A 16,393-nucleotide genomic window follows, 5' to 3' on the forward strand; every position below is an offset into this window, starting at 1 on the left:
CGGTTGGAGACTTCACGTGCGTGGGTGGATGATCGAGTGGCCGGTCAGCCGTCCAGCGCCTCGCCCATCTTCTGGGCGAGGTGACCGGCCAGCGCGATCGGTGACTTGCTGTCGAAGACGACGGTCGGCTTCAGCTTCAGACCGGTCGCCCTGTCCAGCTGGTTGCGCAGTTCGAGTGCGGTGACGGAGTCCAGACCGAGCTCCCGGAAGGCCCGTTCGGTCTCGACCTCCTCCGGGTCGCCGTGCCCGAGCACCCGGGCCACCTGTCGGCGTACGACGTCCAGCAGGACCGTCTCGCGCTCCTCGGTGGCGAGGTCGGCCAGTTCGCCACGCAGCCGTGCGACGGACTCGCTCTCCTCCTCGCTGGCGACGTCGACCGCCTGCCCGGCCAACATCTGCCGCACCTCCGGGAGTTCGTTTAGCAGCGGGCGGGAGCGGGTCGCGGTGAAGGTGGGGAGGAAGCGCTCCCAGTCCATGGCGGTGACGACCAGGTAGGTCTCGTCGTCCTCCAGCGCCTGCCGGAGTCCCGCGATGGCCTGGTCCGGGCTCATCTCCAGCACGCCACGGCTGGCCATGTAGTCGCTGATCCCGTCCATGCTCATCAGCCCGCCGGACTGGTCCGTCGCGCCCCACGCCCCCCAGGCCAGGGAGGTGGCGGTCAGCCCGCGCGAGCGACGGTTCTCGGCCAGCGCGTCCAGATACGTGTTGGCTGCGCCGTACGAGGCCTGCCGGCCGCTGCCGTACGCCCCGGCCGCCGAGGAGTACAGCACGAAGGCGTCCATGTCCGCCCGGTCGAAGAGGGCGTCCAGGTGGGTCGCGCCCAGCACCTTGGCCGCGGCGTCGGAGGCGAAATCAGCCAGCGAGGTGTCCGCGAAGAACGGCGCGTCCTCGACGACCGTGGCCGCCGTGTGCACCACGCTCCGTACCGGTCCGTGCTGGCTCTCCACCGTCCGTACGAGCTCGGCGAGTTGCTCCCGGTCGGTGACGTCGCAGGCGGCGATGGTGACGCCCACGCCCATGCTCTCCAGCTCCGCCCGCACCTCGTCGGCACCGGGGGTGTCCGGGCCACGGCGTCCGGTCAGCACCAGGTGCTCGGCACCGCTCCCGACCAGCATCCGGGCCGCGTACCGGCCCAGGCCGCCCAGACCGCCGGTCACCAACGCGGGGCCGCTGGTCCGCCAACCCTGCTGGTCACCCTCCACGCGGGGGGCCCGTACGAGCCGCCGGGTGTACACCCCGGCCGAACGCACGGCCACCTGGTCCTCGGCGCCGGGACTGCCCAGCACCTCGCGGAGCCAGCGTGCGCCGCCCTCGTCCAGCGTCGCGGGCAGGTCGACCAGCCCGCCCCACAGTTGGGCGTGCTCCAGACCGAAGACCCGTCCCAGTCCCCAGACGGTCGACTGGCTCGGCCGGCGTAGCTTGTCGGTGGCGCCGTAGGCGACGACCGCCTCACTGGTGACCAGCCACAGCTGGGTGTCCACCTCGGTGTCGACCAGCGCCTGGCCGATCTCCAGGGTGTGCACGAGGCCCCGGCTGACCTGGGGGTAGGTCTCGTGGTCCCGTTCGTCGAAGGCGAGCAGCGAGAGCACGCCCGCGATCGGCCCGTGCTCGACGGCCTCCTCGGTGAGCCGGTCGGCGAGGGTCCGCCGGTCGTCGTCGTCCGACACCGTGAGCGGGACCACCTCGGCCGCACGTTCCCGCAGCGCCTGGCACACGTCCCGTACGAGGACGTCGTCCGTGTGCTCCGCCGGCAGCGCGACGATCCAGTTGCCGACGGCGGCCCGACCGCCGAGCCCGGACTGGCGCCGCCACTGCACCTGGTAGCGCCAACCGTCCAGCATGGTGGCGTGCTGGCGCCGCTTGCGCCAGGAGGACAGCGCGGCCAGCGGGAGCAGCCTGCTCCCCGACTCCTGGCCGTCCAGCCCGAGGGTCGAGGCCAGGGACTCCAGGTCCTCGCGCTCCACGGCCTCCCAGAACCGCGCCTCGACCGGGTCGACGGCACCGCCGCCGGCACCGACCGACGGGGCGGGCGGGGCCGGCGGTTCGGCCTCCAGCCAGTAGCGCCGGCGCTGGAAGGCGTACGTCGGCAGAGCCACGCGGCGTACCTCCCGGCCGGCGAACACCGCGGCCCAGTCCACCGGTACCCCGCGCACCCACGCCGCCGCGAGCGAGGCGAGGAACCGCTCGGGTCCGCCCTCGTCGCGACGCAGCGACCCGAGTACCACCGCCGAGCCCTCACCGACGCACTCGGAGACCCCCAGAGTCAGCACCGGGTGCGCGCTGACCTCGACGAACGCGCCGTGCCCGGCGGCGAGCAGGGACTCCACACCCTCCGCGAACCGGACCGTCTGCCGGAGGTTCGTGTACCAGTACTCGCCGTCGAGTTCGGTGCCGGTCAGGAAGTCGCCGGTCACCGTCGACATGAACGGCACCTGTGCCGCCCGCGGTTCGACGCCGGCCAGCGCCTCCCGTACGTCGGCGCGGATCTCCTCCACGAACTCCGAGTGCGAGGCGTAGTCCACCGCGATGCGCTTGGCCCGTACGTCCTGCCGCGCACACCGCTCCAGCAGGTCGTCCAGGGCCTCCGCCGGGCCGGCGACCACCGTCGACCCGGGCCCGTTCACCGAGGCGACCGAGATCCCCTCGGGACACTCGGTCAGCAGTTCCCGCACCTCGTCGGCCCCCAGCGGCACCGACACCATGCCGCCCTTCCCGGCCAGGCTCACCAGGGCCTGTGCCCGCAGGGCCACCACCTGGGCGGCGTCCTCCAGGGACAGCGCGCCCGCCACGCAGGCCGCAGCGATCTCCCCCTGGGAGTGGCCGACAACCGCCGCCGGACGCACTCCGCACGCCCTCCACAGCTCGGCCAGGGACACCATCACCGCCCACAGCACGGGTTGTACGACATCGACCCGCTCCAGCCCCGGCGCGTCGTCCGCGGCACGCAGCACCTCGGTGAGCGACCAGTCCACATGGGCGTTCAGCGCGACCTCGCACTCCGCCATGCGCCCGGCGAACACCGGGGACGACTCGAGCAGTTCCACCCCCATCCGCACCCACTGCGAACCCTGCCCGGGGAAGACGAACACCGGATCGGCGGCGCCCTCGACGACCGCGCCCTCCAGGACGTTCGTACCGGGCTCGCCCTCGTCCAGGGAACGCAGACCGTTCAGGAAGCCCTCGCGTTCACTGCCCAGGACCACACCGCGGCGCTCGAAGGCGGACCGGCCGGTCAACGACCATCCGATGTCCACCGGGCGCAGCTGAGAGGCCATCGCGACGTGCGCGGCGAGGCGTTCGGCCTGCCCGCGCAGCGCGGCGGCGGTCCGCCCGGACAGCGGCCACGGCAGCACGCCCCCCGTGGTGGCGAAAGCCGCCCCGCCCTCCGGCGCCGCGAGTACGCGTTCGCGCTTGACCCGGTTCGTGTCCCTGGGCGGCTCCTCGAGGATCACGTGCGCGTTGGTGCCGCTGATGCCGAACGACGAGACACCCGCCCGGCGCGGCCACTCGCCCGCCGGCCAGTCCCGTTCCTCGGTCAGCAGTCGTACGGTCCCCGGCGACCAGTCGATGTGCGGCGAGGGCTCGTCCGCGTGCAGCGTCCTGGGCAGCAGGCCGTGCTCCAGCGCCTTCACCATCTTGATCACGCCGGCGACGCCGGCGGCGCCGGCGGTGTGCCCGATGTTGGACTTCAGCGAGGCGAGCATCAGCGGACGGCTGCTCGGGCGCTGGCCGTACGTCGCGAACAGCGCCTGGGCCTCGATCGGATCGCCCAGCTCGGTGCCCGTGCCGTGCGCCTCGACGACGTCCACCTGTGCCGCTTCCACCCGGGCGTTCGCCAACGCCTGCTGGATAACGCGCTGTTGGGCGTGCACGTTCGGCGCGGACAGCCCGTTGCTGGCCCCGTCCTGGTTGGTCGCCGTGCCCCGCAGCACGGCCAGCACCTCACGCCCGTCGCGCTGTGCCTCGGACAGCCGCTGCAGGAGTACGACCCCCGCGCCCTCGCCCATGCCGTACCCGTCGGCGGAGGCGGCGAACGCCTTGCTGCGGCCGTCCACGGAGATGGCCCGCTGTCGGCTCATCTCGATGAAGCCCAGCTGGGTGGACATCACGGTGACGCCTCCGGCGACCGCGAGTCGGCACTCGCCGTGCCGCAGCGCCTGGGCCGCGAGGTGGATGGCGACCAGGGAGGAGGAGCACGCGGTGTCCAGGGTCACCGCCGGGCCCTCCAGCCCGAGGCTGTAGGCGACCCGGCCGGACAGCACGCTCGTCATGTTGCCGGTGCTGCCGTGCGACTCGACGTCGTCCGGCACCTGGGGGAACTGGTCGAGGTAGTCCGAGGAGACGGCGCCGACGAACACGCCCGTCTGACTGCCGCGCAGGCTCGTGGGATCGACACCCGCGTGCTCGAAGACCTCCCAGGCGGTCTCCAGGATCAGCCGCTGCTGCGGGTCGGAGGCGACGGCCTCCCTCGGTGAGACCCCGAAGAAGTCCGCGTCGAACCGGTCCGCGTCGTGTAGGAAACCGCCGCCGTGCACGTAGTGCCTGCCCGGCCGGTCCGGGTCCGGATCGTAGCTGCCCGCCAGGTCCCAGCCGCGGTTCGTGGGGAAGGGTGTGATGGCGTCGCCACCGGCCGCCACCAGCCTCCACAGGTCATCCGGGGAGGCCACGTCGCCCGGGAAGCGGCAGGCCATGCCGACGATGGCGATCGGGTCGTCGGTCGCCGAGGTGGCGGCCGTGACCGCCGGCGCCACCTGGGACTCGGCCTCGCCCGCCTCCGCACCGGTGCCGGACAGGCTGGCCTGGAGGAACGCGGCCAGCTTCACGGCGGTCGGGTGGTCGTAGACGAGCGTCACCGGGAGCCGCAGGCCGGTCGCCTCGGCCAGCCGGTTCCGGAGTTCGACGGAGGTGAGCGAGTCGAAGCCGAGGTCGCGGAAGGCCCGCTCCGGCGGCACCGCGTCCGTCCGCTCCGGGTCGTGCCCGAGCACCACGGCGACCTGTTCGCGTACGAGACCCAGCAGCGCGGCGCGTTGCTGACCGGCGTCCTTCTCGGACAGTCCCGCGACCAGCGCGGAGCCCGTGGCGGCAGCACCCGTGGCGGTACCCGCACCGCCCTCCGCCGCCGCTCGCGCCTCCGGGAGGTCGCGCAGCGCGGTGTCCGAACTGCCCGGCAGCACGCTCCAGTCCACGTTCGAGACGACCAGGAAGATCTCGTCCTGGTCGAGTGCCCGCTCCAGCGCGCCGATCGCCCGCTCGGCGTCCATAGGGAGCACACCCTGCGACCGCAGGGAGCCGGCGACCCGCTCGTCGACCATCCCGTCGCCGCCCCACTCGCCCCAGGCGATGGACGTCGCCGGCAGGCCCTCGGCTCGGCGAGCCCGGACCAGCGCGTCCAGATAGGCGTTCGCGGCGGCGTAACTGCCCTGGCCGGGCGCGCCCATGGTGCCGGCCATGGAGGAGAAGACCACGAAGGCCGACAAGTCCAGGACCCGGGTCGCCTCGTGCAGTACCAGCGCCGAGTCGGCCTTGGCCCGCAGCACCCGCGCGGCACGGCTCGGAGTGAGGAAGTCGATGGGCCCGTCGTCCAGTACGCCCGCCAGGTGGAACACCGCGGCCAGCTGGCTCTCGGCGGGCAGCTTGTCGAGCATGCGGCGTACGGCGCGGGGATCGGCGACGTCACAGGCCTCGAGGGTCACCTCCGCGCCCAGCTCGCCCAGTTCGGCGACCAGTTCGTCCACGCCCGGGGTGTCCGGCCCACGGCGGCTGGCCAGCAGCAGGTCGGAGACGCCGTTACGGGCCAGCCAGCGCGCGACGTGCGCGCCGACACCGCCCGTGCCGCCGGTCACCAGCACGGTGCTGCGGCCCCGGCGGCGCTTGGGCCGCCATCCGCCCCCACCGGCCAACCGGGGTTCGTCGGCGGCCCGTTGGACGCGGCGTACGAAGATCCCGGCGGCGCGGATCGCCAGCTGGTTCTCCCCGTCCAGTCCCGCGAGGGCCGCGACCAGCCGGCGACCGGCACGCTGGTCGAACTCGGCGGGCAGGTCCACGAGACCGCCCCAGCGCCGCGGGTACTCCTGTGCGGCGATCCGGCCCAGCCCCCAGGTCATCGCCTGCAGCGGGCTGCGTAGCAGGTCGGTGTAGTCCACCGAGACGGCGCCGCTGGTGAGGCTCCACAGGGGCGCGGTCAGCGCGGCGTCCCCCAGGGCCTGCAGGAGCACGGTGTGCAGGACGAGTCCGCCGGGCATGGTGCCGCGTCCGGTGGCGGGACGCTCGTCCAGCGCCGCCAGGGACAGCACGCCGGTGATCTCCTGGCTGTCGGCGGTCTCGGAGGTGAAGCGTTCCGCGAGCCAGCTCCGGTCGGCGCCGTCCAGCCCGCCGACGACCATCACGCGTGCCTCCGCGCCCGCCCGCTCGAGCGCATCGGACACCCGTGACACCAAGGGGTGCTCCTGGTGTTCCAGTGGCACGATCAGCAGCCAGGTGCCGTCCAGGTGGGACCGACCGGGCTCGGCCAGGGGCCGCCACGCCACCCGGTAGCGCCACTGGTCCACGGGGTCACCCGTGGCCGGTCGCGGCGCGGACTGGTCCTGTTCCAGCCAGAAGCGTTCCCGCTGGAAGGCGTACGTCGGCAGCGGTACCGTACGTCCGCCCTGCGCGGCGGCGAGCGCGCCCCAGTCGACCCGTACGCCGTGCGCCCAGACCTCCGCCAGCGAGGCGCGGAACCGCGCCGCGTCACCCTCGTCCCGGCGCAGCGAGCCGACGGCGACGGCCGATGCCTCCGCGTCCGCGGCGCACTCGGCGATGCCGACGGTGAGCACCGGGTGCGGGCTCACCTCGACGAAGGTCTGGTGTCCGGCGTCGATGAGGGCGCGCACCGACTCCTCGAAACGGACGGTGTGCCGCAGATTGGTGTGCCAGTAGGTGGCGTCGAGTTCGGCGCCGTCCGCGAACTCGCCGGTGACCGTGGAGAAGAACGGCACCCGGGCGGTGACCGGTTCGATGCCGGCCAGCGCCTTGGTCACCTCCTTCTTGAGCTTCTCCATCTGCGGTGAGTGCGAGGCGTAGTCCACTGCGATCCGCTTGGCGCGTACGTCCGCCGCCTCGCAGGCGGCGATCAGCTCGTCCAGTGCCTCGGGAGTGCCGGAGACGACCGTGGACATGGGGCCGTTGTTGGCGGCCACCGCGAGCTTCCTGCCCCACTTGGTGAGGCGCGCGGCCACCGCCGCGGCTGGCTCGGCCACCGAGACCATGCCGCCCTCCCCGGCGACGGCCAGCAGCGCCTTGGCGCGCAGCGCGACGACCTGGGCGGCGTCCTTCAGGGACAGCGCGCCGGCCACGCAGGCGGCCGCGATCTCGCCCTGCGAGTGGCCGAGGACGGCGGCCGGTTCCACCCCGTGGGAGCGCCACACCTCGGCGAGCGAGACCATCATGGCGAACAGCACCGGCTGCACCACGTCCACGCGGTCCAGTGTCGGGGCGCCCTCGACCTCCCGCAGCACGTCCAGGAGCGACCAGTCGACGTGTGGACGCAGCGCCTCCGCGCACTGTTCCAGCCGCTCGGTGAACACCGTCGAGCTGTCCAGCAGTTCGACGGCCATGCCGGCCCACTGCGAACCCTGTCCGGGGAAGACGAACACCGGCTGTTCGGACGTACCGGCGGTGCCGCGTACCGTCCGTGTGGTGCCGCTGCCGTCGGCCAACGCTTCGAGGCCGCGTACGGCGTCCTCGTGGGTGTCGGCCAGCACCACGGCACGGTTCTCGAAGGTGGCCCGGGTGGCGGCGAGCGAGCGGCCGAGGTCGGCTGGGGTGATCGGCGCGACCGGGGTGCCTGTGGCGGCGGTGTCGGTGGCGGCGGTGTCGGTGGCGGCGGTGGCTTCGACGAACTCCCGCAGCCGTGCGGCCTGGCCGCGCAGCGCCTCCGGTGTGACGCCGGAGAGCACCAGGGCGGCGGGGCCGCCGAGCGGCGTCCCGGTCCTGGGTCTCGTGGGCCCGGATGCCGCGGCTCCCTCCCCGGCCTCCCCGGTCTCGCCGGCCTCCCCGGTCTCGCCGTCCTCGGCGGCCCGTTCCGTCCCCTCGGGCGAGGACGCGGGGTCGGGGGCGTCCTCCAGGATGACGTGGGCGTTGGTGCCACTGATCCCGAACGACGAGACACCCGCCCGGCGCGGCCGCTCGCCCGCCGGCCAGGGCTGGGCCTCGTCCAGCAGCTTGAGCACGCCGTCCGACCAGTCGATGTGCGGCGAGGGCTCCTCGGCGTGCAGGGTCCTGGGCAGCAGTCCGTGCTCCATGGCCAGGACCATCTTCAGTACGCCCGCCACGCCGGCCGCCGCGGAGGTGTGTCCGATGTTGGACTTCGCGGAGCCGAGGTAGAGCGGCTGCTGCGGGTCACGGTCCTTGCCGTACGTCGCCAGCAGCGCCTGCGCCTCGATCGGGTCACCGAGCGAGGTTCCGGTGCCGTGCGCCTCGACGGCGTCGACGAGGTCCTCGTTGGTGAGCCGGGCGTCCGCCCGGGCCTGCTCGATGAGCCGGGCCTGGGCGATGTCGTTGGGCGCGGTGAGGCCGTTGCTGGCGCCGTCCTGGTTGGTGGCGCTGCCGCGTAGGACGCCGAGCACCCGATGGCCGTTGCGCTGCGCGTCGGAGAGGCGCTCCACCAGCAGCATGCCGACGCCCTCGGAGGGGCCGAAACCGTCGGCCGTCGCCCCGAACGCCTTGCAGCGACCGTCCGGCGACACCGCTCGCTGCCGGCTGAGGCTGGTGAAAAGGTCGGGTGTCGACATCACGGTGACTCCGCCGACCAGCGCCATCGAGCACTCGTCCCGCCGCAGCGCCTGCATGGCGAGGTGGATGGCCACCAGGGACGAGGAGCACGCGGTGTCCACGGTGGCCGCGGGGCCCTGCAGGCCCAGGGTGTAGGAGACACGTCCGGACAGCACGCTGGTCTGCGTGCCGGTGCCGAGGTAGCCCTCGACCCCGTCCGGGACACTGCCCAGGCGGGAGGCGTACTCGGTCGCCAGCGCACCGACGTAGACGCCGGTCTGACTGCCGTTCAGCGACTGCGGGTTGATACCGGCCCGCTCCAGCGCCTCCCAGGAGGTCTCCAGGACCAGCCGCTGTTGCGGGTCCATGGCCAACGCCTCGCGGGGGGATATGCCGAACACGGTGGGGTCGAACTCGGCCGCCTCGTGGAGGAATCCGCCCTGCTTGGCGTACGTCGTGCCGGGCTTGTCCGGGTCCGGGTCGTACAGCCGCTCCAGGTCCCAGCCCCGGTCGGTGGGAAAGTCGGAGATCGCGTCGGTCCCCGACTCGAGCAGCTCCCAGAAGCGCTCCGGGGTGTTCGCACCGCCCGGATAGCGGCAGGCCATGCCGATGATCGCGATCGGCTCGTGACCGACGGCGAGCCGCTGCCTCGCCCGCCGAAGCTCAGAGGTCACCCACTTCAGGTGGTCAAGCAACTTCTCTTCGTTGGCCATCCGGGACGAACTCCTTCGACTGATCACGTGCGGGCGTGCGGGTTCCGCGTCCGCGGCTAGGACTTTCCGAGCTCGTCGCGGATGAGGTCGAAGACCTCGTCCGCCGACGCCGACTCCAGGTCACCGCCAACGGGCGTGGCATCCCCCGTGGCCCAGCCGCTCAGCGAACTCCACTTCCACAACAGCGTCTCCAGCCGGCTCACCAGGATGTCCCGCAGGTCATCGTCCGGTTCCGTGTCGGCGAGCGCGCTCTCCAGTTGGTCCAGATGTCCCAGAAGCGGCGCGGAGGCGGCCTTGGCCCGACGCTCGGAGGCGTGGTCCGCGGACTCGCCGACGCCGAGTTCGTCCCGCAGGTGGCGGGCCAGCGCCGTCGCGTTCGGATAGGTGAAGACCAGGGTGGCCGGCAGCCGTATGCCGGTGGCCGCGCTCATCCGGTTACGCAGCTCGACGGCGGTGAGCGAGTCGAAACCGAGGTCCTTGAAGGCCCGGTCCGCCCCGATGGCCCCCTGCCCGCCGGCATGCCCGAGCACGGCGGCGGCGTTGCTGCGTACGAGGTCGAGCAGCACCCGCTCCTGCTCGGCCGCCCCGAGGCCGCTGAGCTGCCGGGTCAGCGACGAGGAGTCGGCGACCTCCGCCGTCTCCACGGCCCGTCGGGCGGGAGCCCGGACCAGGCCCCTGGCCAGGCTCGGCAGGTTGCCCTCGGCGGCGAGAGTCCGCAGCGCGGCGGTGTCCAACCGTACGGGTACCAGCAGGGGTTCGTCCCGAAGCTGGGCTGTGTCGAAGAGCCGGATGCCCAACTCGGTGGACAGCGCCGGGAAGCCGGACTTCCGCATCCGGGCCAGGTCGGCCGCGTCGAGGTGGCCGGTCATACCGCTGGCCTCGGCCCAGAAACCCCAGGCCATCGAGACCGCCGGCAGGCCGTCCGCCCGCCTGCGGTGGGCGAGCGCGTCCAGGAAGGCGTTGGCGGCGGCGTAGTTGCCCTGCCCGGGGCTGCCGAGGACGCCGGCGGCCGAGGAGAACAGCACGAAGTGCGTCAGGTCCAGCCCCCGGGTCAGCTCGTCGAGGTGCGCCGCGGCGTCGACCTTCGATCGCAGCACCCGGTGGAGTTGTTCCGCGCTGAGCGAGAGCGTGGTGGCGTCGTCCAGCACCCCGGCCGCGTGGATCACCGCGCGCAGCGGACGCTCGGCCGGTACCGCGGCCAGCTGCCGGGCCAGCGCGTCCCGGTCCGCCACGTCACAGGCGGCGAACGTCACCTCGGCGCCGTGCTCGCGGAGTTCCGCGGCCAGTTCCTCCGCGCCGGCCGCCGAGCCGCCCTGGCGGCTGGTGAGCAGCAGGTGGCGTACGCCCCGCTCGCGTACGAGATGCCGGGCGATCATCCCGCCCAGCGTGCCCGTACCGCCGGTGAGCAGCACCGTGCCGTCCGGGTCCCAGCTCCGCGGGATGGTCAGCACCAGCTTGCCGGTGTGCTTGGCCTGGCTCATGAAGCGGAAGGCCGCGGGCGCCTGGCGGATGTCCCAACCGCGCACCGGGAGCGCGCTCAGCTCCCCGGAGTCGAAGAGCGCGGACAGCGCCGCCAGCATCTCCGCGGTGCGGCTCGGGCCGGCGTCCACCAGGTCGAACGCCTGGTAGTGCACGCCAGGGTGGTCCCGGGCGACCTGCTCGGCCTCCCGGATGTCGGTCTTGCCCATCTCCACGAACCGGCCGCCGGACGGCAGCAGGCGTAGTGACGCGTCGACCAACTCCCCCGCCAGGGAGTCGAGTACGACGTGGACGCCCTGTCCTCCCGTCTCGGCCAGGAAACGCTCCTCGAAGGAGTCGTCCCGGGAGGAGCCGATATGCGCCTCGTCCAGGCCCATCGCCCGCAGGTGGTCCCACTTGCCCGCGCTGGCCGTGGCGTAGACCTCGGCGCCGAGGTGGCGGGCGAGCTGGACCGCGGCCATGCCCACGCCGCCGGTGGCCGCGTGGATGAGGACTCGCTCGCCGGGCCGGAGATTGGCCAGGTGCACGAGGGCGTAGTACGCCGTCAGGAACACCGTGGGTATGGACGCGGCCTGCTCCCAGGTCCACTGCCGGGGCACCCCGGTGACCATGGCACGGTCGGCCACCGCCAGCGGCCCGAAGGCACCGGCGATGACTCCCATCACCCGGTCCCCCACCGCGAGGTCCGAGACCCCGGGGCCGACTTCCACCACCGTCCCGGCGCCCTCGTTGCCCATGGACGCCTCGCCCGGGTACATCCCCAGCGCGATCAGCACGTCCCGGAAGTTCAGGCCGCCCGCCCGCATGGCGACCCGGACCTGGCCGGCCGCCAACGGCCGCTCGCCGGCTTCCGTCGGGGCGATCCGCAGGCCCTCCAGCGTGCCGCCGCCCTCGGAGACCAGCTCCCAGGCGCCCGGGTGACCGGCACTGCCGGCACTGTCGGGCACTGCCAGGGACTCGGCCGAGTCGGCGCGGGCGAGGCGCGGCGCCAGCAGCACGCCGTCCCGTACGGCGAGTTGCGGCTCGTCGAGCGCCTCCGCCGCGGCGACGGCCTGAGCGACCGCGGCCAGCGAGCTGTCCGCGCCGTCCAAGTCCACCAGCGTGATACGGCCCGGGACCTCCGCTTGGGCGGCGCGCAGCATGCCCCACAGGGGCGCGTACGCGAGGTCGCGCGGGCGTTCCCCGCCGTGCGCGGCCACCGCCCCGCGCGTGACCACGACCAGTCGCGCGGGCTCGAGGGCGTCCGCGCCGAGCAGCGCCTGTGTCTCGGCCAGGACGTGCGCCGTCGCCTCGTGGGTCGCCGCCGGCAGGTCGGACCGCTCGGCCAGCGGCTCGCCCAAGTCTCCCGTGCCGCAGGGCAGCAGAATCACCTCGGGGGGCTTTGACCCGTCCGCCACGGCCCGTACGAGGTCCTCGGCGGCGCTGAACGGGCCGCCACGGGCGGCGTGTCCGGCGCCGTCTTCGGTGCCGGGGGCGCCAGCCGGGGCGAGCGCGGCCGAGTCCCGCAGGCCCAGCCGGTCCTCTCCCAGCACGAGCCAGCGGGCGGGGTCCGGTTCGGGCACCGCGCCCGTGGGCGCGATCCAGTCGATCCGGTGCAGCGCGTCGCCCGTCGTGTCCGTGCTGGTACGCAGCTGGGCCGCCGAGACCGGGCGGGAGACCAGGGAGTCGACCGAAGCCACCGGCCGCCCGTCGGCGTCCGTGAGACTCAGCGCCATCCCGTCCGGGCCGGCCGGTGCGATCCGTACCCGCAGCGTGGAGGCGCCGGAGGCGTACAGGCTGACCCCGTTCCAGGCGAACGGCAGGCTCACCGACTGCTTCTCGTCCCGCTTCTCCCGCCGCTCCTCATCGGAGTCGTCCGCGGCACCCACGGCGTCCCGCGCCAGTTCCGCGTGCAGCGCGGCGTCCAGCAGCGCCGGGTGCATGCCGAAGCGGCCCGCCTCCCGACGCTGCTCCTCCGGCAGCGCCACCTCGGCGAACAGTTCCTCGCCCCGCCGCCAGACGGCGTGCAGGCCCTGGAAGGCCGGGCCGTACGCGTAACCGGAGTCGGTCAGCCGGGCGTAGAAGTCCTCCAGCACGATCGGCTCGGCGTCGGCTGGCGGCCAGGCACCGCCGAGGTCGTGCGAGTCCGACGGCTCGGGGGCGCTCGCGCTGAGCGTGCCCTCGGCGTGCAGGGTCCACTCCGCGTCCGGCTCGGCGTCCTCCGGCCGCGAGTGGACACCGATTCCGCGCCGGCCGGCGCTGTCCGGCGTGTCCACCACGATCTGCAGTTGGATCGCCGACTGGTCCGGGAGTACGAGCGGGGCGTGCAGGCTGAGTTCGTCGACGCGGGCGCATCCGACCTCGTCGCCGGCCCGTACCGCGAGTTCGACGAAGGCGGTGCCGGGCAGCAGTACGGTGCCGGCCACCGCGTGGTCCGCCAGCCAGGGGTTGCCGCGCGGCGTGAGCCGGCCGGTCAGCAGTACCTGGTCGCTGCCCGCGGGTCGTACGGCGGCGCCGAGCAGCGGGTGGTCGGGCTCGGCGAGGCCGGCCGCGGCGACGTTCCCGGTCGCGGTGTCGGCCGACGGCGCGGCCCAGTACCGCTGGCGTTGGAAGGCGTAGGTGGGCAGGTCGAGGGTACGGGCCTGCCGGCCGCGCAGCACCGTGCTCCAGTCGACCCGGACACCTCTGGCCCACGCCTCGGCCAGGGAGGTGAGGAACCGCCGCGGTCCGCCCTCGTCGCGGCGCAGCGAACCGAGCGTGGCTGCCCGCGAACCGGCCTCCTCGACGCTCTCCTGCACCCCGATGGTGAGCACCGGGTGGGCGCTGCACTCGATGAAGGCGCCGTGCCCGGCGTCCAGCAGGCCCCGGACGGTCTCAGCGAAGCGCACGGTCTGCCGGAGGTTGGTGTACCAGTACTCGCCGTCCAGGGTGTGCCCCGGGGTGAGCTGCCCGGTGACCGTGGAGTGGAACGGCACCTCGGTGGCCCGTGGTTGGATGCCCACCAGCGCCTTGAGCACGTCCTCCCGGATCTCCTCGACATGCGGCGAGTGCGAGGCGTAGTCGACCGCGATCCGCTTGGCACGCACGCCGTCGGTCTCGCAGGCGGCCATCAGCTCGTCCAGCGCCTCCGGGTCGCCGGAGACCACGGTCGACTCGGGTCCGTTCGTCGAGGCGACGGCGATACGTCCCTCCCAGCGGCTGATCCGCTCGCCGGCCCCCTCGGCGCCCTCCGCCAGCGAGACCATGCCGCCCTTGCCGGCGAGCTTCAGCAGCGCCCGGGCCCGTAGCGCGACGACCTGGGCGGCGTCCTCCAGGGACAGCGCGCCGGCCACGCAGGCGGCGGCGATCTCGCCCTGGGAGTGCCCGATCACCGCTGCCGGGCGCACACCGGCAGCACGCCACAGCGCGGCCAGCGAGACCATCACGGAGAACAGCACCGGCTGCACCACGTCCACCCGCTCCAGCGAGGGCGCGCCGGGGGCCGCACGGAGCACGTCGAGCAGGGACCAGTCCACGTGCCGGCGCAGGGCCTCGTCGCACTCCCGCATCCGTCGGGCGAACGGCTCGGAGCAGTCCAGGAGTTCGACGGCCATACCGGCCCACTGCGAGCCCTGGCCGGGAAAGACGAAGACGGGGCGGTCGGCGCCACCGAGCACCTCGGACCGGACCGTACCGGCGGCAGCAGCGGTGCCGGCACCGGCCGGGTCCTGCCGCAGCGCCTCCAGCGCGTCCAGGAACTCCTGCCGGTCCCGCGCGACCACCGCGCCGCGGTGTTTCAGCGCGGCCCTGCTGGTCGTCAACGACAGTGCGACGTCGGCCGGTTCCAACTCCGGGTCAGCGCCCGCGAAGGAGCGCAGCCGGTCGGCCTGCCCGCCCAGGCTCTCCGGGCTCGCTCCGGACAACGGCCAGGGCAGCGTCGCACCACGGATGACGGGCTCGGCGCCGTCCGCTCCGTCCACGGCGGACGAGGGCTCGGCGGACGAGGGCTCGGGCAGTTCCAGGATGAGGTGGGCGTTGGTGCCGCTGACACCGAACGAGGAGACCGCACCACGGCGCGTGTGACCGTAGTCGGGCCAGTCCCTGGACTGCCGGAGCAGCTCCACGGAGCCCTGTGACCAGTCGACGAAGTCCGAGGGCTGATCGGCGTGCAGCGTCTTCGGGAGCAGACCGTGCCGAAGCGCCATCACCATCTTGATGACCCCGCCCACCCCGGCCGCCGCCTGGGTGTGGCCGACGTTCGACTTGAACGAGCCGAGGTACAACGGCTGCTGGCTCGGCCGCCCCTTGCCGTAGGTGGCGAGCAGCGCGTGTGCCTCGATCGGGTCACCGAGGCTGGTGCCGGTGCCGTGTGCCTCCACCGCGTCCACGTCCCGGGTGGTCAGCTCGGCCTGCTCCAGGGCCTGTTGGATGACCCGCCGCTGGGCCGGTCCGCTCGGCGCGGTCAGGCCCTGGCTGGCGCCGTCCTGGTTGACCGCCGAACCACGCAGTACGGCCAGCACCGGGTGCCCGTTGCGCCGCGCGTCGGACAGCCGCTCCAGCAGCAGCATCCCGGCGCCCTCGGACCAGGTGGTGCCGTCCGCGCCGGCGCCGAACGCCTTGCAGCGGCCGTCCGGTGCCAGGCCACGCTGCCGGCTGAAGGCGACGAAACCGACGGGCGTGGCGATCACCGTGGCACCGCCGGCGAGCGCCATCGAGCACTCCCCCTGGCGTAGCGACTGCGCGGCCAGGTGCATGGACACCAGTGAGGAGGAGCACGCCGTGTCCACGGTGACGGCGGGCCCCTCGAAGCCGAAGGTGTACGACACCCGGCCGGACGCCACGCTCGAGACGGTGCCGTCGATGAGGTACGGCTCGACCTCCGCCGGAGCGTCCCCGAACTTGAAGCCGTACTGGTTGTCGATGACGCCCGCGAAGACGCCGGTGTCGCTGCCCTTCAGCCCGGTGACGTCGATACCCGCCCGCTCGAAGACCTCCCAGGAGGTCTCCAGCAGCAGCCGCTGCTGCGGGTCCATCGCCACCGCCTCACGCGGTGAGATACCGAAGAACGCCGGGTCGAACTGGTCGGCGTCGGTGAGGAAACCCCCTCGCTGGGTGTACGTGGTGCCGGGGTTCTCCGGGTCCGGATCGTAGAGCCCCTCGATGTCCCAGCCCCGGTTGGTGGGGAAGTCCGATATCGCGTCCGTGCCCTCGGAAACCAGCCGCCACAGCGCCTCCGGGGAGTCGGCCCCGCCGGGGAAGCGGCAGCTCATGGCCACCACCGCGATGGGCTCGGCGCCGCCCGGGCCCTCTCCGTCCCGTCCGGCCGCCTGGTGTCCCGACGACGCCGTGTCGGCGGAGTCGAGCCGGCCGGCCCCCTTCACGGACTTGCGCAACGCCTCGATGGCACGCTCGTTGACCGCGCGCAGCCGCTCGTTCTCCTTGAGCGACTTACGCAGCGCCTCAACGGCCCGCTCGTTCTGAGTTGCCGACAT

2 protein-coding genes are annotated in these 16,393 nt (G+C 73.4%); both read right to left on the reverse strand.

Annotation, left to right across the window (positions count from 1 at the left end):
• Window positions 1-44: 44 nt before the first annotated feature.
• Window positions 45-9,464, reverse strand: coding sequence for a type I polyketide synthase (locus AN216_RS30615; RefSeq protein ID WP_070195477.1), 9,420 nt, complete (start codon window positions 9,462-9,464; stop codon window positions 45-47).
• A gap of 56 nt (window positions 9,465-9,520) precedes the next feature.
• A complete protein-coding gene (locus AN216_RS05610) occupies window positions 9,521-16,393 on the reverse strand; it encodes a type I polyketide synthase (RefSeq protein ID WP_070195478.1) in 6,873 nt (2,290 codons plus the stop codon).

It is taken from the genome of Streptomyces oceani, assembly GCF_001751245.1.
Lineage (GTDB): Bacteria > Actinomycetota > Actinomycetes > Streptomycetales > Streptomycetaceae > Streptomyces > Streptomyces oceani.